This window comes from Pseudomonas sp. B34(2017) (genome assembly GCF_002112915.1).
Lineage (GTDB): Bacteria > Pseudomonadota > Gammaproteobacteria > Pseudomonadales > Pseudomonadaceae > Aquipseudomonas > Aquipseudomonas pharyngis.
Genome location: NZ_NEJA01000002.1, coordinates 235392 through 258975 on the forward strand (window position 1 = coordinate 235392; position 23584 = coordinate 258975).

Here is a 23584-nt window from a genome sequence, read left to right on the forward strand (position 1 = left end):
GCTTAAGCTCGGACGATGCCTGGCACCGGCAGTTCCCTGGTGAAGCAGCCAACCGTCAGTCAATCTGTGAATGCAGAAGGGAACGGACAGAGCGACCGAGCAAAAAGTTGTTCGTCCGCTCTCTCAAAGACTCTTGAACGCTAGGCGGGGGTTTGCCGCGCTGCCGACACACTGGATCGTCGGTCCGCCCGCTCGCCGAGCCGCCATCCCAGCAGCCCCCATAGCAGTGCACACAACGCGCCGACCAGCGCTGCCATGCCTGCACCTTGGCCGAGCGCGTCCAGCGCGCTTTTCGCCCAAGCACTGATGGCGTCGCCGGCGCGGTAGACCACGGTGTCGATGACGTTCTTTGCCTTGTACTTGCTTTCGGCATCGAGCGGGGCAAACAGCATCTCCCGGCCTGGGCGAACGAGGGCGTACTCACCGATGCGGCGCACGATCATCAGCGCGGCGATCAGGCCAAAGCCGGGCGCGAAGATCAGCCCGACAAACCCCGCGCACATGACCAGCGGGACCATTGCCAGCAACACGCCGACACCTAGCTTTTGGGCGACGCGTCCAGTGATGAACAACTGACAGAGCAAGGCGCCCGCCTGCACGACAAAGTCGATGATGCCGAACACGCGCACCTGCGACTCGCGGTCCGGGAAGTGGTCGGCGACAACACGTGCCTGCTCGAAGTAGAGGAAAGTGGTGACCGTGGCCAGCAGCACCACAAAGCCACAGATGCCGAACAGATAAGGTGATTTCAAAATGGCCGTCATCCCGCTGAAGGGATTGCCCGGCAACGGCCTGCGGGGGCTTTCGCTCGGCGCTGCACCTGGGCGTCCTGCGCCACCCCGATTACGCCAGCGCATCAACTGGCGCTTGAACAACATCGCAGCGCCCAGCAAAACAGCGGCCAGCAGCATCAGGCCGGACTCGCCCAGCGGACCGATCAGCAAGGCGCTCAGAGCAGGGCCGCTCAGGCCACCCACGCTGGCGCCCGCCGCGATGAAAGCGAACAGGCGTTTGGCCTGGGCACTGTCGAATACATCGGCCATCAGGCTCCAGGCGACCGATACCACAAACAGGTTGTAGACCGATATCCAGACGTAAAACACTCGCGCCAGCCACGGGCTTTCCTCGCCCAGGAACAAGGCGGCGAACAACAGCAGGTTGGCGCAGAAAAATCCGTACACCCAGTCTACGAAATGCAGGCGCGGCACGCGTGCGCTGAGCCAGGCGAACAGCGGAACGGCCGCCAGCATGACGAAGAAGGTCGCGGTGAACAGCCACTGCAGGTTCTCGACGCCGGCAGTGATGCCCATCGATTCACGGATCGGACGAAGCATGAAATAGCCGGCGAACAGGCAAACGAACAGTACAAAGCCATTGAGCGCGGGACGCAGCTCGTGAGCCTCGGCATTGATGATGGCGCCCGTGCGTTGGGCGAGAAGGGACATATCCATGTTGCGCTCCTGTAGGAGTGTCGAGGCAATGGCACGCGGCTTGCCCGTGCCGGGTTGATCAGCGGTAGGTCACGCCGGTCAGACGCTCGGAAAGTTGCCACAGCGCGTCGGAATTCGAGCGATCGGCAGCGGCCGGAGGCATCTTGGCGAAGCCCAGCGGCCCGCGCTTCTCGTTATCACCGGTGGGCCCGTAGTAGGCTCCGCCGACGGCCTCCGGCGCCGTCGCCGCATACAGCGTGGGCAGTGCGCCCTGCGCTGCGGAATGGTACATGTCCCGCTCTACAGCCCATTGTTTGCCGAATTCACTGTCCAGGCCAGGCCCTCGGGCGATCAGTTCGGTCACGGCAACGCCGGGGTGAGCGGCGATGCTGCGTATGCCCCAACCGGCGGCATCGCTGCGCTGCTGCAGCTCAATACTCCACTTGAGTACCGCCAGTTTCGATTGGCTGTAGGTGGTGAACGGGTCGTAAGCGCGCTCAGCCTGCAGGTCATCGAAGTTCAGGACGGCGCGCCCTGCGGCGATGCTCGACAGACTGACTACCCGACCATCGTCGCTTTTGCGTAGCAGAGGCATCAGCAGGCCGGTCAAGGCGAAATGCCCCAGGTAGTTGGTCGCCAGCTGCATCTCGTAGCCGTCGGCCGAAACGCCTCTAACAGGCGGCGACATGATGGCGGCGTTGTTGATGAGCACGTCGAGCCTTGGCAGACGCCCTTGCAGACGGTTGGCGAGGTCGCGCACGGATTGCAGATTGGCAAGATCCAGCGTTTCGAATTGCACACGCGCCTTGGGCACGGCTTGCCTGATGTTTGCGATCGCTTCGCGGCCGCGCTCGGCGTTCCGTGCGGCGATGATCACCTCGGCACCGGCTCGCGTCAGGGCCAGCGCGTCTTCATAGCCCATGCCGCTGGTCCCTCCAGTCACCAGCACGATGCGGCCATTCTGGCTGGGCATGTCCTGGGTTGACCAGTCCGGCTTCGGCTCTGTTCGGGAAGTGGCTTGCGCAGCCAGTGTGCTGGCCAGCGCGGAAATGGCGAACAGCATCCGGAAGGCCTTGAGGATGCGTTGGGTTGCGGTAATGCTCGGCGTAACGGGTGAATGAACCATCGGGGAATTCTCATTCGCGTTGTAGGTTCCCGGTTTGCGGGGCGAGTGAGCAGTATCGGTGTACGAGTGCGCGAGGATAAGTCGGGCATTGGTGGATGGCCCGTACGGCATGGCGTACAGTCAACCGCCTGCGGAGGAATAATCCATGCGTAAACCAAACCTTACCGATGTGTCGATATTTGCTGCGGTGGTCGAGGCAGGGGGATTTCGAGCTGCGGCGCAGAAGCGGGGTTTGTCCGCCTCGTCGCTGAGCGATTGCATACGTCGGCTGGAAGGCGACCTGGGCTTGCGCCTGCTCAATCGAACTACGCGCAGCGTCACGCCAACGGCGGCCGGCGAGCGATTGCTCGAGCGCCTGCGCCCGGCCTTGCAAGAAATCGACGCTGCTTTCAACGATCTGGACGACGACGCTCGGCGTCCGGTCGGCACTCTGAAGCTCAATGTGCCAGTGCCGGTGGCCCGCTTTTTGTTGCCCGACCTGCTGGCGCGTTTTCTGCGTCTTTATCCAGGGGGCAACGTCGAAGTCGTCATGGACAATACATTTGTCGACGTCAACGCTGGCGGGTATGACGCCGGCGTGCGCTATGAAGAGAGCTTGGCCAGGGACATGATCGCCGTTCCCATCGGCCCACGTCGCCAGCGCTTCGTTGCGGCGGCCGCCCCGCGCTATCTGGCTGAACGTGGGACGCCTACTCAGCCCGAAGAACTGCCGGGCCATGACCTGCTCGGGCATCGCTTCGAGAGTGGAAAAGTGGGCGTGTTTGAGTTCCACCGAGACGGCCGTGTTGTGCGTATCCCGCCTCAAGGACAATTGCTGACGTCATCGCACGATTTGAAAATCCAATCGGCCATCAACGGGCTGGGCATCGTATACCTTCGAGGATTTTCTGCGCGAGCCGCTATCCGATGGTCGACTGGTGCCGATTCTCGAGGACTGGTGGCAGGCCTTCGACGGTCCTTTTCTTTACTATCACGGGCGCCGTCACATGCCTTCGCCGCTCAGGGCGTTTGTAGATTTTCTGCGGGCCGAGCGGCAACTCGCAGAGAGCTCAAGCGTCTTCAGCGCCGTGTCGTAAGGCCTGCATCAACAGCAACCTGCGTGTCCGCTCAGGGTCAATCAGCCCCAACGAACACTGCAGCAACCCAAGGCCGTACCATTTCCATGCTTCTGGCGGTGACGCCAAGACCTGCGCGCGTCGCTGCTTTGATGCCAATGGGAAGACCTAAGCTCATTCCAAAAAGATATTTATTTAATCTTTTTAAGATCGTTTAGCTTTTAGCAAAGGAAACGTGCAGCGCCTCGCTTGCGGTGTTCGTTTTGCCTCAGGCCGACCCCGTTCGCGGTCGTTGTCTGAGGCTCCTGTCCATTTTTTCTACCCTGGTACGGCCACACATCAGGCCGTCAACGGTTTGTTGCCCGGAGCCCTCGTGACACTTATTCAAACCTCTTTGGCAACGGTACAGATCGACTTGCCTGAACGATTGGCCCCACCCATCGACGATAGCGCCGAGGAGGGCGATGTTGTCCTCGAACTGCGAGGCGTCACTAAAGCTTATCTGCGCAAAGGCGGATCGCCATTGCCGGCTGTCAACCATGTCAGCTTGAAGGTTCGGCGCGGCGAAGTGCTGTGCCTGATGGGCACCTCCGGCAGCGGCAAATCGACCTTGCTTCGCCATATCAATCGTTTGATCGAACCCACCAGCGGTGAGGTCTTGATTGAAGGTCAGGCTATCAGTGGCCTGAGCCACAAAGCGTTGCGGGATTTGCGCTCGCGGCGAATCGGCATGGTGTTCCAGCATTTTGGTCTTTTGCCCCATCGCACGGTGCTGGACAACGTTGCGCTGCCTCTGGAGTTGCGCGGCGAATCCGAGGCCGTCCGGCACGCAGCGGCCACCCGACAGTTACAGGCGATGGGCCTGGAGGGATGGGGCGAGCATTATCCCCACGAGTTGTCCGGCGGTATGCAGCAACGGGTCGGACTTGCGCGGGCATTGGTGACTGATCCGGATATTCTCCTGATGGACGAGCCTTTCAGCGCACTGGATCCGACCATCCGGCGAGACCTGCAAAGCCACTTTTTGGCCTTGGTACGCGAGCGCGGGATCACCACGTTGCTGGTCACCCACGATCCTGCCGAAGCGGTCCGTCTCGCTGACCGGATAGCGGTATTGCGCCAGGGACGTCTGGTGCAGTCGGGCACCCCGAAACAGCTGCTCGAGACGCCGGCCGATGCTGAGGTCGCGGATTTTTTCCGCGATTGCCTTCCAGCCGCACCGGTATTGCACGATGCCGGTGGCGCGGTACGTCAGGTTCCCGAAACGGCACCGAAGGAGCAACCGGTTCAGCCGGGCTTGCGCGGCTGGCAAGCCCTGTTGCTCGGGCCGGCAGCGCTGGCGGCGCGGGGTCGAGGCGGGTTGTTCTGGCTCGGGTTCGCCGCAGAACTCGCAGCCCTGGCCACTGCGGTGCAAGGCATTGCGAGCGCATCCTGGATATCGGTCGTGGTGGGATTGGCCGTGCTGGCGGCCAGTCGTTTCACCGCGTATTCGCTGGGCCGTCAACCGGTGCGGCGCGCCGTTTCGAGTTGGGCGTTGCCGCTGGCGGTGCTGCTGGTCAGTCAGGCATTGGTGATCTGGCGCGTGTTGACGCCCGATACCACCCAGGCGTTCTTGCAGTTCCCGGCCAGCCGCCAGGCGCTGTTACTGACTGCACAGAGCCTGGATGATTTTATTGGTTGGTCACAGGTGACATTCGAGAGCGCTTTTGTCGGCGTGATCGTTGCGGTTCGCACGGTCATTGAAGGGATCGAATCCCTGCTCGGTTGGCTGCCCTGGCCGGTTTGCGCGCTGGCGCTGGTATTGCTGGCCTGGCGCTCGGCGGGCTTGGCCCTGGCGCTCACCAGCAGCGCTGCGTTGTTGTATATCGGCCTGTTCGGGTTTTGGGAGCGGACAATTGCCACGCTGGCGCTGGTTGGTTCGTCGGTGCTGATCGCACTGGTCATCGGCGTACCCACCGGCATTCTGCTGGCGAAGCGGCCATTTGCCCGCAGGCTGCTCACGCCTTTGCTGGATGTCATGCAGACCCTGCCGACCTTTGTCTATCTGATTCCCGCTGTGGCGTTCTTTTCGGTAGGCAAGACCCCGGCGGTCATTGCAACGGTGATTTTTGCCCTGGCACCGATGATTCGTCTGACGTCTCTGGGCATTCAGGAAGTCCCGAAGGATGCCGTGGAAGCGGCGATCGCCCATGGAGCAACCCCCTGGCAAACCCTGGTGAAGGTGCAACTGCCGCTGGCGCGACGATCCCTGTTGCTGGGGATCAATCAGACCATTGTCATGAGCCTGTCGATGGTGGTGGTTGCTGCCCTGATCGGCGCTGGAGGGTTGGGTTACGACGTCATGACGGCGTTGCGCAATATCAAGGGCGGCGAGGGCGTGCTGGCCGGCGTGGCGATCGTGCTGTGTGCATTGATCCCCGATCGAATCATTCAATCGAGCTTGCGCAAGCAAGACCATCTGCATAACTGAACTGTGAGACTTATCGTGACAAAACATCTATTGCGTAACCTGAGTGCGGTTGCAGTGCTGGCTTCCCTGATCGTGCCGGCCAGCGTGATGGCCAAGGACAAAATTGTCATTGGCGAGCAGAACTGGACGGGGGCCATCGCCATTCAACACATTTTGGGTGAGGTGATCAAAAGTCGTCTGGACGGTGATGTGTCGTATCTCGCCGGGGACGTGCCGGTGCTGTTCAGTGCGGCGGCCAAGGGCGACGGGTCTGTGGATGTGCTGACGGACATCTGGCTGCCCAATCAGTCGGCGGCGTGGGCCAAGTACGTCACCGGCGGCACCCGCTCACTGGTGCCCAATGCTCACCCTTATACCGGCGAACAAGGCTTCTACATTCCCGGTTATCTGCAAGACAAGTACGGCGTCAAATCGATCTACGACTTGAAAAAACCGGACGTGGCCAAGCTCTTCGAGCCTTTGGGCGGCGGCAAGGCCGAACTGCTGGTGGGGCCGGCGGGCTGGGAGTCGACCTATATCGGCCAGATCAAGGCCAAGGATTACGGCTTCGCCGATAAATTCGAATCCGTGTCGACGGAAGCCTCGGTGACTTACGCCAAACTGGCCTCGGCTTACAAGGCGCAACGCGGCGTGGTGTTCTACGCCTACACCCCTGACTGGATTTTCTCGGCCTATGATCTGCGTCGCCTGGAAGAGCCCGCGTTCGATGGCTACGCCCAGGACAACAAAAAAGAAGATCCTCTTTACAAGGCGGATGGCTGCTGGAAATTCATCAGCCCGACCGTCGATCCCGACTGGCTGAACAAGAGCCACATCACCTGCGCCTTCCCGGATGCCAAGGTGTACGTCCTGGCTTCCACAGCACTGCAAAAGCGCGCGCCGAAAATTGCCGAGTTCCTGCACAATTTCTCCATCGACCCGGCACAGTTGAACGGACTGATCCAGAAGATCGAAAAGGAGAAACAGCCAGTAGACGTCGCCGCCAAAGCCTGGGTTCAAGCCAACCCTTCTACTGTTGACCAGTGGTTTGCAGGTCAAGCGCAGCAAGTGAGTTCAGCCCAATGACCAGAGCGAACGTACGTGTGCTCGATGGCGGCATGGGGCGGGAGTTGAAGCGAATCGGCGCGCCGTTCCGTCAACCGGAGTGGTCGGCCCTCGCGCTGATCGAAGCGCCCGAGTATGTACTGCAGGCGCATCAGGCGTTCGTGACAGCGGGCGCCCGGATCATCACCACCAACAGCTATGCGGTGGTGCCTTTTCATATTGGCGACGAGCGATTTGCCGAGCAGGGAAGAGCGCTGGCTGAGCGCGCCGGACACTTGGCGCGGCAGGCCGCCGGCGAAAGTACCGATGCGGTCACCGTGGCCGGGTCGTTGCCGCCGGCGTTGGGGTCGTACCGGCCGGATCTGTTCGATCATCAGCGTTCAGTAGCGATCCACCGCGAACTCATTGCCGGATTACAGGCGCACGTCGATGTGTGGCTGGCCGAAACGCAAAGCTCCATTGCTGAAGTGCGGGCGGTGGTCGAAGCCCTCGGAACGGATCCCGCGCCACTCTGGGTGTCATTCACGTTGTTGGACGAAGAGGGCCGGGAACCGCGATTACGCTCAAACGAGGCCGTTGCTGATGCGGTTCGCGTGGCGGCTGAGCTGGGGGCCAAGGCGGTGCTCTTCAATTGCAGCCAGCCGGAAGTGATGGCCGCGGCCTTGATTGAGGCCCGCGCTGTGATTGAAAACCTGGATCATCCTGTCGAACTGGGGGTTTATGCCAATGCTTTCCCCCCTGTCAGTGCCAAAGCCGAGGCCAATAGCGATTTGTTGGAAATTCGGCGCGATCTGGGCCCCGAGTCCTACCTGGACTGGTCGAAATCATGGGTTGCCGCAGGGGCCAGCATTGTCGGCGGATGCTGTGGAATCGGCCCGGAGCATATCGCCCAGTTGCATTTGCACCTGCACTATCTAAAGGGTGAGGAGGCCGCGCATGAGTGATTTTTCAGGCGACGTTCTGTCAGAGCAGGCGACATTCGGTGCCGGCTGCTTCTGGGGGGCGGAAGCCTCATTCCGGGCATTGCCGGGTGTGCTCGACACCCGCGTCGGATTCGCGCGGTCAGACTTGGGCGACGCCACCCTGATCGAAGTCGTGCAAGTCGACTTCGACCCCCGACCCATTTCCTACAGCCGTCTCGTCGAGCACTTCTGGACACTGCACGATCCAACGTCAGTCGACCGGCAGGGCGCGGACGTCGGGGCGAAATACCGTTCCGCGCTGTTTTTCAACAGTGCCGAGCAGGCCCGACTGGCACTTGTCGCCAGGCAGCAGCTGGATGCCAGTGGCCAGCTGGGCAAGCCAGTGGCTACGGTGATCCTGCCACTGGGTGAGTTTCAAAAGGCAGATGAAGAACATCAGCGCTACCTTGAAAAGCATGGTGGTAGCGCCTGTTCCATTTGATGCATAGGCAACGCTTTTGCCGTCTGGGCCGGGGCGTTGCAATTGCTCGGCGAGGTACTGGTCGCGGGGACGCGGATCGATCTGCGGAAAAGGTGCCGTTTCAGCTTTGCCGATTCTGGCGACCAGGTTGTCGGCTTGACGGCCGCTTTGGAGCCAGATGGCGTAACCGTCGAGAAAGCCAGAATCGCCTCGCAATAGAAAGCCTGGTTCGCTCGCAGGTGCGCCGTAGAGATGTTGTACGCAGGGTGCCTGAGTTCAGTAGGACGTAGATGAATGGAATGAGTATGGGCAACGGCGCTGCATCACCAACTAAAATTTCAGTTCGACGAGATGGGGTCGAGCGCGTGCGCCTGGAACTGAGTAGGGGAAGTCCGGCTAGAGTCGGTAGGCTCCTAGATATTTGATGGGCACGTTTAGCCGAACGTCTGAGCGGGGAGAACCGTTTGCCGGCGTTACCTAGTGAGGTGTCGCAGGCGTTTATCGCTGTGTGGCAGCAGGCGATCCACATGGCGCAGGGTGTCGCCGAACAGGGTTTAGCGGAGCAGCGCCAAGTGCTGGACGCCGAACGCGAGCGACTCGCAGAAATTGAAGGTAGAACGTATCAGGATCTGGCGAAAAGGCGTCATCAGGCTTCAGAAGCAATTGCCGGGCGTCAGGCGGCCGAATCTCGCTTGGCTGACCTGGACCTTCTGTTGGTGTAGCGGCAGGCCCAGATTGAGGAGCTCCAGCAACAGCGTGATGTCTTGAAGCGTGAACGGCACGATGCCCAGGGGCAAAATCAAATTCTCCAACAGGAACTCCATTCGCTACGACTCAAGGCCGAGCAGGAGCGAATCACACAGGAGAACTATTTGCGTGGCGTTGAGGATCGAGCTCACCGCGAGGTTGATCGGGCCCGGGAGGAGGGGAAAGCCGCAGTAAGCCAATCAAAAGTAGCCAACCGCAGGTGCGACGACTTGCGACGTAGGTTGGAGTCGGCCCAGAGCGAGCTCAGCCGAGCGGAGCAACGTGCGGCGGCGCAGTTGGCCCGCGCAGAAACTTTAGAACAACAGTTGATTCAGATACGCCAGCTGCCAGAGATCAAGCGCAAGCCGCGAGTCAGAAAAAACCGACATCAAGCAACCCTAAAGACTAACCGCAGGTGTCAGCTAGCGGCCATTAGAAAACCCTCAAAAGCGACCGCTATTGGCCAAAAGCGGTCATTCGTGATCTGCAGAAATCGGCCATTAGCAGTCATTAGCAGTCATCAGCACTACCTGATTTGGGGCATGAAGCAGCAATTCGATTGCTAGCCCGCACCATGCAACAAACTAAATACTCCTTACTCAGCTATGATCGCCTAATGATTTAACTAAGGCGTCGTTGCTAGCTATGTTCGAAATTACAGGGGCCGACATCGCAAACTTGAGTGACGGAGATTTGCGCACTCTCGTGGCGCGTCTAGCGTTGTCAGAATTACGTGCGCAAGACTGCCCACTTTCGTCCGTGACCGCTGGTGGTAATCAAGATGCCGCGGACGGCGGACTCGATGTTCGGGTTGAGTGCCCTAATGCAATGGTAAAACCCGACTTCGTACCAAGAGCGCTCACTGGTTTTCAGGTGAAAAAGCCCAATATGTCCGCCAGCGCGATTCGCAGCGAGATGCGTCCAAAAGGCGTACTGCGGCACGTAATTGGCGAGCTTGCTGCTGCGTCCGGTTCCTACATCATAGTGAGCGCACAAGGGTCAGTCGCCGACAAGCCGTTGGCGGATCGACGCCAAGCGATCCGTGAACAACTACGTGATCTGGCCGATGCCCGAAAGCTTCACACGGACTTCTACGATCGGGACCGGTTGGCCACCTGGGTAAACGAGTATCCAGGCATCGTGGCTTGGGTTCGTTTACGGATCGGCATGAACTTAACTGGATGGAGCAGTATCGGAAATTGGGTCGGGACAACTGTCGCCGAACCTGGCATATATCTTTTCGACGATAAGGCGTGTCTAACGGATGAACGCTTTCCAGAACGGCCACAACTAACTATCGATGAAGGGATTGCTAAGCTTCGCGTTGCATTACACGCTCCTAAACAATGTATTCGGTTGGTCGGTTTGTCTGGGCTCGGCAAGACTCGATTGGTACAAGCCCTTTTTGAGAGTCAAGTTGGGGTAGATCCACTAGACCCAAGCCTCGCGGTTTACACGGATTATTCGGTCGAGACTGATCCAACAGCTCGGGATATGGCGCGTCTACTCGTTATGCGAGGCCAGCGCTCGATTCTCGTGGTAGATAATTGCAATCCAGCCACACATAGCGAACTCGCACGTATCTGCTCTGACAGCACAAGTAGCGTGAGTCTTCTGACTATTGAATACGATGTCGGTGATGATGAGCCTGAACGGACCGAAGTATTCCGTCTGCAATCAGCGTCAACCGACTTGGTTTCGCTATGGCTCAAACAGTCCTTCCCCAATATTTCGCAGATAGACAGGAGCACGATCGCGAATTTCAGCGACGGTAATTTTCGTGTTGCTCAGGCAATAGCCGACACACTGAGAAAAGGAGAAACCTTAGGTAAGCTTAAGAGCCGCGATTTGTTTGAGCGAATCTTCCAGCAACGTAACGAACACGATCAATCCCTACTGTTTGCGGCGGAAGATCTCTCACTTTTCTATTCGCTAAACGGTGAAGATACTTCGAGTGACGGCGAGCTGGCAAAAATTGGAAGCATTCGCTTAGTCACTTCAAATGACATGTTTACAGCGCTTGTCAGGTTAGGTCGTCGCGGAGTCGCCCAGTCGCGCGGCAGGTGGCGCGCAATACTACCCCATGCGATCGCCAACTCCTTAGCGACATCCGCGCTGGAAAGAATACCCCAGCAAGAATTCGATCGTTTTTGCAAAACTCTGACGCCGCGGATGCAGAAGTCACTTTCACGGAGAATAGGCTTCCTTCACGACAGCACTGAAGCGCAGTCAACGGTCGCTCGCTGGCTCTGCGTAGACGGCCCACTTGGAGATCTTTTTTCGTTGGGCAAGCAAGGTCTCGAGATCTTAACCAACATTGCCCCTGTCGCTCCTGATGCGGTACTCGCGAAAATTGAGCGGGAATTGAATAGCGCCAAAGGCGAACTGGTATTGGCACCTAATTCTACAGATCGCTGGCAGTGGGCCCGCCTAATCAAGATGCTTGGTTACGATCCACAACTTTTCGAGCGTGCCGCTATGTTGCTTGCCCGTTTCGTAGCTATTGAGCCTGAAGGTAACAAGGGTAATTCCGCGCAAAATATGTTTGCCGAGCTTTTTCATTTGCTTTTATCAGGGACACAGGCATCGCCGGAACAGCGATATGCCGCCGTCCGGCAATTGGCGATGTCAATCGATCTAGAGCAGCGCCGTTGTGCATCAATCGCTCTCGATGCCCTGCTAAAAACAGGCCAATTCACTTCATCGAGCACCTTTGAGTTCGGAGCCCGTCCTCGTGACTGGGGCTGGAGTCCGAAGATCAATAAGGATGCTTGGGATTGGTATACGGCAGCAATTGCGCTCGCAGTTGAGCTTTCACCTGCCATCGACGACGCTCCTAAAATCCTCGCACGCAGAGTTCGCGAAATTTGGGCCATCGATGCTTGCCACGAGGCGCTTGAAAGCGCCGCTGTAGCCCTAACGAAAGAAAAATCTTGGATTGAAGGTTGGCTTGGCTTTCGAGCTGCGCTTCGTTTCGAAGGGAAGGCTATGCGTCCTGACGTCAGGGGAAGGCTCGAGACAATCATTCAACGGTTGAAACCGTCCGATCTTTTGAATCAGGCACGCGCCATAGTCCTCAGTGGCGCCAACAGCGGCTGGGACATCATTGATGGCGACCCAGATGACGACGATGTAATGAAACCATGGCGGAAGGCTTCGCTTATGGCGAAGGAGGTAGGAAGTTTTTTGGGGCAAGACTCTGAGGCACGTAAGCAGTTTCTCGTTGAGTTAATACCTGCGTCGAATCAGCAACGCGCCTTTGAATGTGGAGAAGGTCTTGCGGAAGGGGCGACTGATCTATCGCAAATGTGGCACGAACTAGTTGGTGAATTTGCGCGTATCGCTCCAAATACGCGAAATGCAACAGTGCTAGGTGGTTTCATCTACCAAGCAAATCAGCGGGATGCCACATTCACATCATCGGTGTTGGAGTCCGCTATTGACGATCCCGATCTTGCTCCAAGTCTGCCCTATCTCCAGGCACGCGTAGGAATTGATAAAGCTGGTATCAATCGGTTGCGACGGGCAATTGGCAAGGGCGTACTCCGTGCGATGGACTTCAACAGTATTGCGAATGGCGCTGTCGGTGACTCGCCGCCTGAGGAGCTAAGTGCGCTCCTTCTTGATATTGCGGAATTGCCAGAAGGTGTGGAAATCGCGCTCGATATATTACATATGCACTTCTTTCGAGATAGAGAAGGTGGTCAACAATGGGATCACCTACTGATTGAGACCGGTCGAAATCTTCTATGCCGCACCGATTTCAGCAAAAGCGGACAACTACGCGATTACGGTATGTACACAGTAGTGAGCATATGCTGCGCTGGCATTAAAGGTGAAGATACCGCGCGCGACGTATGTAATCATCTGAGTGTGGCCATTGAGTCGTATCAAGCCTCTCCCTACGATTTGAACTACGTGCTCAAAGGATTGTTCGAGACTCAGACCTTCATCGCGTTGGATGCATTCCTACTCCACGGAGCGACGTCAGGAATAACCAATCTATTTGATATGCATTTTAGTTCTGACACTCCAGTTGAGAAAATTGATCCGGCGCTCCTTCGTCAGTGGGCGAACATGGATCCCACGTTAAGGTATCCGCTGCTAGGTCAAGCTATCCCAATGTTCAAGCGTAAACACGGCGAAGAAAGTGATGACTTTGACCCAGTTTTCTTGGAGTTATTGGAGGCTGCTCCAGATAAACACGCCTTTCTCGGAGACTACTGGGCACGTTTGCACCCGCGAAGCTGGATGGGGTCTCTAGCCAATGTATTGATTCAGCGCCGGTCGCAGGTGCTCAGGCTTCAAGTAAGCCCACATGCAGAAGTGCGCCAATGGATTGATGGGGTGCTTCCTGACCTCGACGTTTGGATTGAGAAGGAACAGATCCGTGATCGAGATAAGGAAGAAAGTTTTGAATAAAGAGCGTCGGCTCTATTCAGACGCGTCTATTAGGGTACGATCAAGAAGGCTTTTAAAATCTGCGGTCCTGCACGACAGGCAGCAATGGACCATAGCGGCCGCTTACTTGCATTCAAAAAACTGACTTTGCTGCTCCTAGAAGTTGTAGGCAGATTTAAATTTAGTATTTCGAAATACATGCGAAATTCTATAGGTAAAGGCTTAGTTTCGCCGCTTGTGGAAGTTTCGCTGGACGCCCAGTGTGTATAGCAAGCGGTGGAGCACAACACGGATGGCCGAAAATCGGGAGCTCAGAATGAACAGCGAGTGGGAGCGGTGGTGCCGCGATATACACCACGTGGTGGATGGTCTAGTCAAAGAGGTTGCTGAGATGAAGCAAGAACAGATCGTAGAGAAGCAGATCAGCGCGTTCATCCAACTCAATGAGAAACTGATGAACAACGCCAATGCATATACCAACCTAATCATGGTGGCGGGATACGCCGGCTACTTCGCCTTCTGGTCGACCTTGTCTGGAAAATTACCCACTTGGCTTTTCAATGCGTGCGGCCTTTCCATCACGCTTTCCCTTACCCTGTTCATCACCTGGGAAATCGTAAAAATGTTTTGGAGCGCCAAACATATGCGAGCGACCCAAGCGATTCTGTCGAAACGGCCACACGCGAGCGTTATTTCCGAATTCGAGAAAGCTTTTCAAGACTTCAGTACTCGCTCGCAAAAGGTCTGGCTCGTGTTCTTGGTTCCGACTGTGGTGAGCGGCATGACCGCAGCTTGCCTTTTGATCGGGTATTTCTGCCTAGGCCTGGCCGGAATGATATCGACTGCCTAAAGGGCCTGCGAATCGTCTCCGTTTTTGTAGATATCAATGACCGCTTTTGGCCGAAAGCGGTAGCCTGGTACGGCAGGTTTCGGCTAGAAGCGAACTCGACAGCTAGCCGCTGATGTCTCTACGCTGATCGATCTGGTGAAAGCACACCACTAAAAGGAGCAGTCATGTTGGTAGTTGCCATTGATCGAGATAGCGTTCATGCGGGAGATGATCTGGAAAGTCATGCAATATCGATCACACTCGATCAATCAGCAACACTGCGCACCTTGATCGAAGTGATACAAGATATGGACTACCTACCTCTTATCAGTGGAGGCAAGGCCACTTGGGTTGTTTATTCATCTGGCAAACCATTAGGTGTTTTAGCCCAGCAATGGCCAGAACCTAAATGGGTCGTGCGCCCCGAGAGCATCGTGGATCAATATTTGGGAAATATCGAGCCTCGCCTACTTTTCAGATATTGGTGTCAGGCAGATCCAGATGAGGTCTTTTCGGATGCCCAGGCCGGAAACGAACTGCCATCACGATTTTAGGATAGGCAGGAGGCATTGCTTCAGATCAATGCGGTTCAGATTACTGCTGTGGGTCAATAGCTGCCTCCTTGAACGACTGCTTCTGGCCGGTTGCTGCCTTTTGCGAGGGCTAGCTTCTAGCCGATTCTGTTGAAAAAGTCGCTTTGCCGAAACGGTCTCATCGTTGATCGGTGAAAACGCCTTTTTTGCACGCTCTTACGTGAAATCGTAATCCGGACGCCTCTGCCCAAAGCAAAGATTTCAATCTCACGCGCTTACTTTTCTGCCGAGGAAACCATGGCCGACTTTTTCAACAGAATAAGTCGATAGCAGTCGCTCGCACGTCTCTTCTTTTATCCTGAGGCTGTCGTAACGAACGGTAAGATTAATCGCAGGTAGACAGCTTATGGAGCTAATCCCAGTCCATTTTGATGTTTTCTTGTTTGCGGAACTCATCCAGTACGCTCTGATAATGGAGCCTTTCAAAAATCAAGCTCGGTATCGCGTCGTACCAGTCAACAGTAGGGGATTTCAGCGTGATCAAATCCCTTAACAAGCCAAATCGGCACCACTGGACTTGATGCTCATCAGCGGACTGCTCAGCGACGATAACGGTACAGGTCAGGTCCAAGTCATCAGAGCAGACAAGCAAAGGAACCAAGGTCTTCCATCCCGGCGCAGTGGAATAAATCCGATCCCATATCAACCAGGTATCTTCATCGCTGTATAAACCTGAATGGGCCGCTACAAGGTGAAGCTCAGCATCTGGATTTTGCCTAGGCAGCCAAATCTCCAAAGGTACTCCGTCAACGGCAAAGGTTGGATAGAAGCCGATGCTGTACTTCGATTTATGGCTTGCAATTGATAGTAGGTTGCTCATTCCATTCCTTGATTCTCTGGAAATTCGTAGAGCCTACATTTTTCCAAATGTAGATGTCTGCTTTTGGCCGGTTGCTGCCGGAGGCCGCTATTGGCCGATAGCTTCTCCCAGGAGAAAGGGCGACTGTTGGTCGGGTGCGGTACATTCTCAACGGTGGCTCGTGTCCAATTGCTTCCTGTCACAAGCGTCCATTTTTTGCCGATAACTCCTCCTAACTGCAATCAACTTGCTACAAGTGCTGACTTCCAATACGAAACAGTTCCAGTTTCAATACGCTCAAGGTCGCTCTTTCACTCGATTTCGAAGCAGCAAGGGCTGTCTGTTCACACCGAATTGCCTGCACCACTCCAGCACCGACACCCCAAACCATCGATGAAAAGCCCGCGAGAATGTACTGACATCGGCGTAGCCCAGCAGGTGCGCTACCTGCGGCAGACTGATCGTCGGGACCTGCAGGTATTTGCGCGCCAATTGCTGGCGCGTCTCGTCCAGCAACTGCTGAAAAGAGGTCTTTTCCTCAGCCAGGTGGCGCTGCAAGGATCTCGGGGTGACGGCCATGCAATCGGCCACTCTGTCGATCGTCGCGCGTCCGCTGGGCAACAGATTGCGCAGCAATTGCCTGACGTATCCCGGCATGGCATCGGTGGACAGACGTTCAATACCTGCCAAATGTTCAGCGATGAGCTGATGCAAGGCTTCACTGGCGCAATCCAGCGGCTGCGCGAGCACACTGGCATTGAAGAGCAATCCCGTGTGGGCGGCTGAAAACGTCGGCGTGATGTTTAGCGCCTGCCGATAGAGGCCTTCATCCGCCAAAGGCGCATGGCGGAGCATGATTGTCTCGGGTTGCCATGGTGCACTGGCCAGGGTTTGCATCAGGCGCAGACCGACCCCGCACGCCAGCTCTTCGGCCTGAGCGAGGCCGTCGATCTCCTGCTCATCGGCTCGATAACCCAGTAACGCGATGCCGTCGGCCACCTCCAGATAGAGATGCGCCGCGCCGTTGTACAGGGCGAAATTGGCGCGCAGTTCGCGCAGCGCGTCGCCGACGGTACGGGTGTTGTGAATCAGGAAAAACATGTCACCGAAGACGTCGACTCCCTGATGGAGGCCGAACTCCAAACCGAACAATGCGTTGTTCGAGCGCTGCCGGCACAGCGTCAACAAGCGGCAGTAATTGCGAAAGGACAGGATGTCTTCCGGGCGCTGCAGTGACGCTACGGACAGACACGCTTGGCGCAGCATCCGGTTCGGCTCCAGTCCCTGACGCCGGGCAAATGGATCGAAACCTGTCAGGCTGATGGCGCGAATGAACGGGTTGCAAGCCATGTCGATTTACCGAGGTAAGTGTTGCATGCGTTGTTTCCACTGCTGCGGGCTGACCCCGTTCCAGCGCGTGAATGCCCGGGAAAACGCGCTCAGGTCGGCGTAACCCAACAGACCCGCCACTTGCGTCAGGCTGAGCGAAGAATCGCAGAGGTAGCGCGCGGCCATCGACCGGCGTGTCTGGTCCAGCAGCGCCTGAAATCCAGAGCCCTGCGCTCGAAGATAGCGCTGCAAGGTGCGTGGACTGATCATCATGTACTCGGCCATGTCGCGCAGCGTGACCGGGCCGTGGGCCAGTTCATTGCGCAGCCTTTTTTGTAGGTAAGACGGCAATTCCTCCAGCGTCACGCGGGCCAGTTCGTCGATATGTTGCCGGGCCAATTGTTGGTATCTGGCGTCTGTCGTGCTCAGCGGTGTCGTCAGTAATGACTCATCAAACACCCAGGCATTGACCGGGCTGTCGAAACGCGGCGCTACCCCGAGCAAGGCGCGATAGGCCAGGCGGTTGGCCGGAGCACTGTGGCGCAACAGCAGCGATTTTGGTTGCCAGGCGTGCCCGAGCAGTTCGCGCAGCAGGCAACTGGCGATACCCATCGCCAGTTCCACGGTCTGGCGGACCGAAATAAAGGTGCCATCCGTGACGTCGTATAGCAGCAGGGCGTTACCGGCCTGACGCTCAAGCTGCACGAGCGCGCCGTCGCTATGGATATGGAAATAACGTGTCAGCAGGTTCAGCGCCTCGCCGACCGTGCCTGAACTGCGCATGGCGTAAAGCAGGGTGCCGAGACTTTGCGTGCCCTGGCGCAAGCCGAACTGCACGCCGAATAGCGGGTTGTGCGAGCGCTGGGCGCACAAGTCAATCAAGGCATTGAACTGCGCGCCGGACAGTCGAGCATCCAGAGGGTCTTCAGGCAGCTCAACCGCGGCCAGCGCCGAAGCCGGGTCGATGCCCTGACTGGCACAAAACGCCTTGAACCCCAACAGCGCAGTACCTCGAACCGTGGACATCCGCTCAACCCTCAGAATGACCGGCCGCCGCTGGCCGGAAAGAACTGGCACGATTTGCAAAATCGCTGGCGCGATCTGCAAAGCTTTCACCTCGCTCGGAGGGCCAGACTCGAAGCACCCATAACAATAAAACTGCGTTCGGCCCGCGGCCGGACGATGGAGGTGTTCGATGCGTCGGTTCCTGTTTGCTTTGCTCGCGGTCGCATTGGTTTCGGGTGCGCTGTATTCGCAGCACCGGCCAGCTGGCCACACCGTTGTCCATCATTCCAGTCACCCTCCGGTCGCCAGCATCAGCGATGCCTTCACCCATTTTTGAGCGTTAGAGCATTTTTTCCGGCAAGCAGGCGTCCTCGCGCAATTGACTACCAGCCAGCGCGCCATGCAGGAACATTTGCTCAAGGGTGCGTGCCGAATCGGCGTTGGCGGCTCGCCCGCGCTGTTCGGCATCCACCAGGCCATACACCAGAGTGATGAACAGCTCGGTGAAAATCGCGGCGGTGATGTCGATGCGAAACAACCCTTGTTGCTGGCCTCTCAGAAAAAATCCGTCCAGCGCCTCCAGGTAAAACTGCCAGCGTGTGTCGCCCCGTTCGAAATCGAGAAAGTCGGGGCGGTAATGTGCCATCAGAAACGCCAACAACTCGCGATGGGCGAGGTGTTCGCGGATCAATCGACGTAACGCGTCCAGCGCCTGCAAATGCTGCAAACCGGCACGGCGGATAATCAAATTGAGCGTTGCTTCGGCGTGTTCTTCCAGTTTTTGCACCAGGTTTTCCCGTGTCCCGCAATAGCGGTGCAGGGTGGCCTTGCTCACGCCTGCCAATTGCGCCAGCTCTTTCATGGTTGCCCTCGGCCGGTTGACGACCGCCACGGTCAACGATTTGAGCAGGTGTTCTTCATGGAAAATCAGGTTCATCACCAAGCCTCAAGCGACCGTAATGTAAGATTCATATATTTCTCACATGAGACAATATTGACTCATTAGGATTTGAAAAGTAGCATTCGCACCAAATTCAATCAAGCCTCGGGTGAGTTATGGGCAATTTGCGTGCAGTAGGGATGGCGGGGTCGTTGGCAGTTGCCATTGCGCTGGCCGGGTGTGGACCAGCGAATGAACAGGCGGATATGGCTGAAGTGGCGCGTCCGGTAGAGGTGCTTGCAGTGAAGACTGAGCCACTGGCACTGACGTCAGAGCTGCCGGGGCGGGTGGAACCGATGCGCGTTGCGGAAGTGCGTGCGCGGGTGCCGGGCATCGTGATGCAGAAGCGTTTTGAAGAGGGCGCTGATGTCAAAGCCGGCGACCTGCTTTTCCAGATCGACCCGGCACCGCTGAAAGCAGCCTTGTCTCGCGCCGAGGGTGAACTGGCCCGTGCGCAATCCGTTGCCCTTGAGGCTCAGGCGCGGGTCAAGCGTTATGAACCGTTGGTGAAGATCGAAGCGGTCAGCCAGCAGGACTACGACAGCGCCATGGCCGATTTGCGCAGTGCTCAGGCGGCCACGCGTTCAGCCCAGGCTGATCTGCAAAGCGCCCGGTTGAACCTGGGTTATGCCTCGGTGACCGCGCCGATTTCCGGGCGTGTCGGCCGCGCACTGGTCACAGAAGGCGCCTTGGTCGGTCAGGGTGACGCAACGTTGATGGCGCGGATTCAGCAGCTGGATCCGGTGTATGTCGACTTCACCCAATCGGCCGCTGACGCGCTGCGTCTGCGCGAATCACTCAAGGGCGGCAAACTCTCCGCCGACGACAACAAGGCGTTGTCGATTCGTGTCGACGGCACTGCTTACGAGCGTCAGGGCGCCCTGATGTTTACCGATGTCGCCGTTGACCGTGGCACCGGCCAGGTGTCGTTGCGTGGCAAGTTCGCCAACAGTGACGGTGTGTTGCTGCCGGGCATGTTCGTGCGCGTGCGCACACCTCAAGGCACCGACAATCAGGCCATTCTCGTGCCACAGCGCTCGGTGCAGCGCGGCAGCGATGGCGGGGCGCAAGTCATGGTGGTCGGCGCCGACGGCCGCGCCGAAGCGCGCACTGTGGTGACCGGTTCCATGCAGGGTTCGCGCTGGCAGATCAGTGAAGGCCTGAAGGCTGGCGATCAGGTGATTGTCAGCGGCCTGAGTGGCCTGCAGGCAGGCGCCAAGGTCGCGCCTGCTCAGCCTCAAGCCCAGGCGCTGACGCCTGAGTCGAAACAGTAAGGGCGCCGTCGCCGCGAGGATATTCCGATGTCTCAGTTTTTCATCAAACGCCCGAACTTCGCCTGGGTGGTGGCGTTGTTCATCTCTCTGGCCGGTCTGCTGGTCATTCCGATGCTGCCGGTGGCGCAATACCCCAACGTCGCGCCGCCGCAGATCAAGGTGACGGCAACCTATCCCGGCGCCTCCGCGAAGGTGCTGGTGGACTCGGTCACCAGCGTGATCGAAGAGTCGCTCAACGGTGCCAAGAACTTGCTGTATTTCGAGTCGACCAACAACTCCAACGGTATCGCCGAGATCGCAGTGACGTTCCAGCCGGGCACCGACCCGCAGCTCGCTCAGGTTGACGTGCAAAACCGTCTGAAAAAAGCTGAAGCGCGGATGCCGCAAGCCGTGCTCACCCAAGGTCTGGAAGTGGAGCAGACCAGTGCCGGGTTCTTGCTGATCTATGCGCTGAACTATAAGGAGGGTACCCAGCACAGCGACACCACCGCACTGGGCGACTACGCCGCGCGCAATATCAACAACGAGCTGCGCCGGGTTCCGGGTGTCGGCAAGCTGCAGTTCTTCTCCTCCGAAGCGGCGATGCGCGTCTGGCTCGACCCACAGAAACTGGTGGGCTACGGGCTGTCCATCGACGACGTCAGCGCGGCCATCCGCGGCCAGAACGTACAAGTGCCGGCCGGCAGCTTCGGCAGTACGCCGACCAGCAGCCAGCAGGAACTGACCGCCACCCTGGCGGTGAAAGGTACGCTGGACAATCCGGAAGAATTCTCACGCATTGTCCTGCGTGCCAACGAGGACGGTTCCACGGTCAAACTGGGCGACGTCGCCCGCGTGGAAATCGGTCAGGAAAGTTACAACTTCAACTCGCGTCTCAATGGCAGACCTGCCGTGGCAGCGGCGATCCAGTTGTCGCCCGGCGCCAACGCAATCCAGACCGCAACCGCAGTCAAGCAGCGCCTGGCCGAACTGTCGGCGTACTTCCCGGATGACGTGGAATATTCCGTTCCTTACGACACCTCGCGTTTCGTTGATGTCGCGATCGAGAAGGTGATTCATACCCTGATCGAAGCGATGGTCCTGGTATTTCTGGTGATGTTCCTGTTCCTCCAGAACATCCGCTACACCCTGATTCCGTCGATCGTGGTTCCAGTGTGTCTGTTGGGCACGCTGATGATGATGTACCTGATGGGCTTCTCGGTGAACATGATGACCATGTTCGGCATGGTGCTCGCGATCGGCATTCTGGTGGACGACGCAATTGTTGTGGTGGAGAACGTCGAGCGGATCATGGCCGAGGAGGGCTTGTCGCCGGTTGATGCCACGGTGAAAGCCATGGGGCAGGTATCGGGCGCGATCATCGGTATCACCCTGGTGTTATCGGCGGTGTTCATGCCGCTGGCGTTCATGTCCGGCTCGGTCGGTGTGATCTACCAGCAGTTCTCGGTATCGCTGGCGGTGTCGATTCTGTTCTCCGGTTTCCTTGCCCTGACGTTCACCCCGGCGCTATGCGCCACGCTGCTCAAGCCGATTCCACAAGGGCACCATGAAAAGCGTGGCTTCTTCGGCGCTTTCAACCGTGGCTTCGCCAAGCTCACCGATCGCTATTCGGTGCTGAACAACGGGCTGGTGGCGCGCGCCGGCCGGATGATGTTGGTGTATTTGGGCATTATCGCCATGCTCGGCTTCTTCTACCTGCGCCTGCCGGAATCCTTCGTGCCGGTGGAGGATCAGGGCTACATGATCGTCGACGTCCAGTTGCCACCGGGCGCGACTCGCACCCGTACCGAAGCGACCGGCGAACAACTGGAGCGCTACCTGGCTACCCGCGACGGGGTTCAGTCGACGTTCCTGGTGTCCGGCTTCAGCTTTTCCGGGATGGGCGATAACGCAGCGCTGGCATTCCCGGTGTTCAAGGACTGGTCGGAGCGTGGCGAAGATCAATCGGCCATGGCGGAAGTCAATGCGCTGAACGAGCAATTTGCCGTGACCAACGACGGTGCGGTGATGGCCGTGCCACCGCCACCGATTGACGGGCTGGGCAACTCCGGTGGTTTCGCCTTGCGCCTGCAGGATCGTGCCGGTCTGGGCCGCGAAGCATTGCTCGCTGCCCGTGACCAGGTGCTCGGTCAGGCCAACGGCAACCCGAAAATCCTCTACGCCATGATGGAAGGCCTGGCCGAGTCGCCGCAATTGCGCGTGGTGATCGACCGTGACAAGGCACGCACCCTGGGGGTGAGTTTTGAATCAATCAGCAGTGCGTTGTCTGCCGCGTTCGGTTCGGAGGTGATCAACGACTTCACCAACGCCGGCCGCCAGCAGCGCGTGGTGGTGCAGGCCGAGCAGGGCGACCGGATGACTCCGGAAAGCGTGCTCAAGCTTTATGTACACAACACCGCGGGTGATCTGGTGCCGCTCAGTGCTTTCGTCACCACGCATTGGGAGGAAGGTCCGGTGCAGGTGGTGCGCTACAACGGTTATCCGTCGGTGCGCATCGTCGGTGATGCGGGGCCGGGCTACAGCACCGGTGAAGCCATGGCGGAAATGGAGCGTATCGCTGCGCAATTGCCGGCCGGCTTCAGCTACGAGTGGACCGGTCTGTCCTATCAGGAGAAGGTCTCCAGCGGTCAGGCCACGCAGCTGTTCGCGCTGGCCATTCTGGTGGTGTTCCTGCTGCTGGTGGCGCTGTACGAGAGCTGGGCGATTCCGCTGACCGTAATGCTGATCGTGCCGATCGGCGCCATCGGTGCGGTGCTCGCGGTGATGGTCGCCGGCATGCCCAACGACGTGTACTTCAAGGTCGGTTTGATCACCATCATCGGTCTGGCGGCGAAAAACGCGATTCTGATCGTCGAGTTCGCCAAGGAGCTTTGGGAGAAAGGTTACAGCCTGCGCGACGCCGCGATCGAGGCCGCACGGCTGCGCTTCCGGCCAATCGTGATGACGTCTATGGCGTTCATTCTCGGCGTAGTGCCGCTGGCACTGGCGACCGGGGCAGGTGCCGCAAGTCAGCGGGCGATCGGTACCGGGGTGATCGGCGGCATGCTCAGCGCGACGCTGCTGGGGGTGTTGTTTGTACCGATCTGTTTTGTCTGGGTGCTGTCGATGCTGCGCAGTAAACCTGCGCCCATTGAACAACCCGCTTTGACTCAGGAGTGA

General features: G+C 58.0%; 16 protein-coding genes and 2 pseudogenes. 12 read left to right on the top strand and 6 right to left on the bottom strand.

What is annotated here, in order from left to right; genetic code table 11:
* Positions 1-140: 140 nt before the first annotated feature.
* The gene (locus CAF80_RS06650) at positions 141-1451 is read right to left on the bottom strand and encodes an NTP/NDP exchange transporter (RefSeq protein WP_085667024.1); all 1311 of its coding nucleotides are present in this window, start codon (positions 1449-1451) and stop codon (positions 141-143) included.
* A gap of 58 nt (positions 1452-1509) precedes the next feature.
* A complete protein-coding gene (locus tag CAF80_RS06655; RefSeq protein ID WP_085667025.1) occupies positions 1510-2556 on the bottom strand; it encodes an SDR family oxidoreductase in 1047 nt (348 codons plus the stop codon).
* Between the two features lie 145 nt (positions 2557-2701).
* On the opposite strand from CAF80_RS06655, the pseudogene CAF80_RS06660 reads away from it, so the two are divergent.
* From CAF80_RS06660 to CAF80_RS06705, 9 genes and pseudogenes are all read left to right on the top strand, one after another.
* Positions 2702-3632, top strand: a pseudogene (locus CAF80_RS06660) (LysR family transcriptional regulator).
* A gap of 388 nt (positions 3633-4020) precedes the next feature.
* Positions 4021-6081, top strand: coding sequence for an ATP-binding cassette domain-containing protein (locus tag CAF80_RS06665; RefSeq protein ID WP_085667254.1), 2061 nt, complete (start codon positions 4021-4023; stop codon positions 6079-6081).
* An 87-nt stretch (positions 6082-6168) separates the two neighbouring features.
* On the top strand, positions 6169-7146 hold the full coding sequence (locus CAF80_RS06670) for a glycine betaine ABC transporter substrate-binding protein (protein WP_305955798.1): 978 nt from the start codon (positions 6169-6171) through the stop codon (positions 7144-7146).
* Positions 7143-8069: a homocysteine S-methyltransferase family protein gene (locus tag CAF80_RS06675; protein WP_039768500.1), complete on the top strand. Its 927-nt coding sequence runs from the start codon at positions 7143-7145 to the stop codon at positions 8067-8069. Before CAF80_RS06670 ends, CAF80_RS06675 begins: the two co-directional genes overlap by 4 nt.
* The gene (gene msrA / locus CAF80_RS06680) at positions 8062-8529 is read left to right on the top strand and encodes a peptide-methionine (S)-S-oxide reductase MsrA (protein ID WP_085667026.1); all 468 of its coding nucleotides are present in this window, start codon (positions 8062-8064) and stop codon (positions 8527-8529) included. Before CAF80_RS06675 ends, msrA begins: the two co-directional genes overlap by 8 nt.
* Positions 8530-8798: 269 nt before the next feature.
* Positions 8799-9821, top strand: a pseudogene (locus tag CAF80_RS29045) (plasmid replication region).
* 307 nt (positions 9822-10128) lie between these two features.
* Complete coding sequence (locus tag CAF80_RS06695; RefSeq protein ID WP_256578104.1) at positions 10129-13677, top strand: hypothetical protein; 3549 nt, start codon at positions 10129-10131, stop codon at positions 13675-13677.
* 295 nt (positions 13678-13972) lie between these two features.
* Entirely contained in the window at positions 13973-14506 is a 534-nt protein-coding gene (locus CAF80_RS06700; RefSeq protein ID WP_139184870.1) for a hypothetical protein, read from the top strand.
* A 164-nt stretch (positions 14507-14670) separates the two neighbouring features.
* Positions 14671-15039, top strand: a complete 369-nt coding sequence (locus CAF80_RS06705) for a hypothetical protein (RefSeq protein ID WP_074690574.1) — start codon at positions 14671-14673, stop codon at positions 15037-15039.
* 391 nt (positions 15040-15430) lie between these two features.
* Here the strand turns inward: CAF80_RS06705 and CAF80_RS29050 are convergent, their stop codons facing one another.
* The 3 genes from CAF80_RS29050 to CAF80_RS06720 form a co-directional block, all read right to left on the bottom strand.
* On the bottom strand, positions 15431-15898 hold the full coding sequence (locus CAF80_RS29050) for a hypothetical protein (RefSeq protein ID WP_235375889.1): 468 nt from the start codon (positions 15896-15898) through the stop codon (positions 15431-15433).
* A gap of 276 nt (positions 15899-16174) precedes the next feature.
* A complete protein-coding gene (locus tag CAF80_RS06715) occupies positions 16175-17227 on the bottom strand; it encodes an AraC family transcriptional regulator (RefSeq protein WP_074690575.1) in 1053 nt (350 codons plus the stop codon).
* A gap of 6 nt (positions 17228-17233) precedes the next feature.
* Positions 17234-18232, bottom strand: coding sequence for an AraC family transcriptional regulator (locus tag CAF80_RS06720; RefSeq protein WP_074690576.1), 999 nt, complete (start codon positions 18230-18232; stop codon positions 17234-17236).
* 169 nt (positions 18233-18401) lie between these two features.
* On the opposite strand from CAF80_RS06720, the gene CAF80_RS28830 reads away from it, so the two are divergent.
* Positions 18402-18548: a hypothetical protein gene (locus CAF80_RS28830; protein ID WP_164872147.1), complete on the top strand. Its 147-nt coding sequence runs from the start codon at positions 18402-18404 to the stop codon at positions 18546-18548.
* Positions 18549-18551: 3 nt separating this feature from the next.
* Here CAF80_RS28830 and CAF80_RS06725 read toward each other — a convergent pair whose 3' ends face one another.
* The gene (locus CAF80_RS06725; protein ID WP_074690577.1) at positions 18552-19148 is read right to left on the bottom strand and encodes a TetR/AcrR family transcriptional regulator; all 597 of its coding nucleotides are present in this window, start codon (positions 19146-19148) and stop codon (positions 18552-18554) included.
* Positions 19149-19267: 119 nt separating this feature from the next.
* Here CAF80_RS06725 and CAF80_RS06730 point away from each other — a divergent pair, with 119 nt between their 5' ends.
* Both CAF80_RS06730 and CAF80_RS06735 read left to right on the top strand, forming a co-directional pair.
* A complete protein-coding gene (locus CAF80_RS06730; RefSeq protein ID WP_039768489.1) occupies positions 19268-20425 on the top strand; it encodes a MexC family multidrug efflux RND transporter periplasmic adaptor subunit in 1158 nt (385 codons plus the stop codon).
* Between the two features lie 27 nt (positions 20426-20452).
* Positions 20453-23584 (top strand): efflux RND transporter permease subunit, encoded by a 3132-nt coding sequence (locus tag CAF80_RS06735; protein WP_011334170.1) that lies wholly within the window; start codon positions 20453-20455, stop codon positions 23582-23584.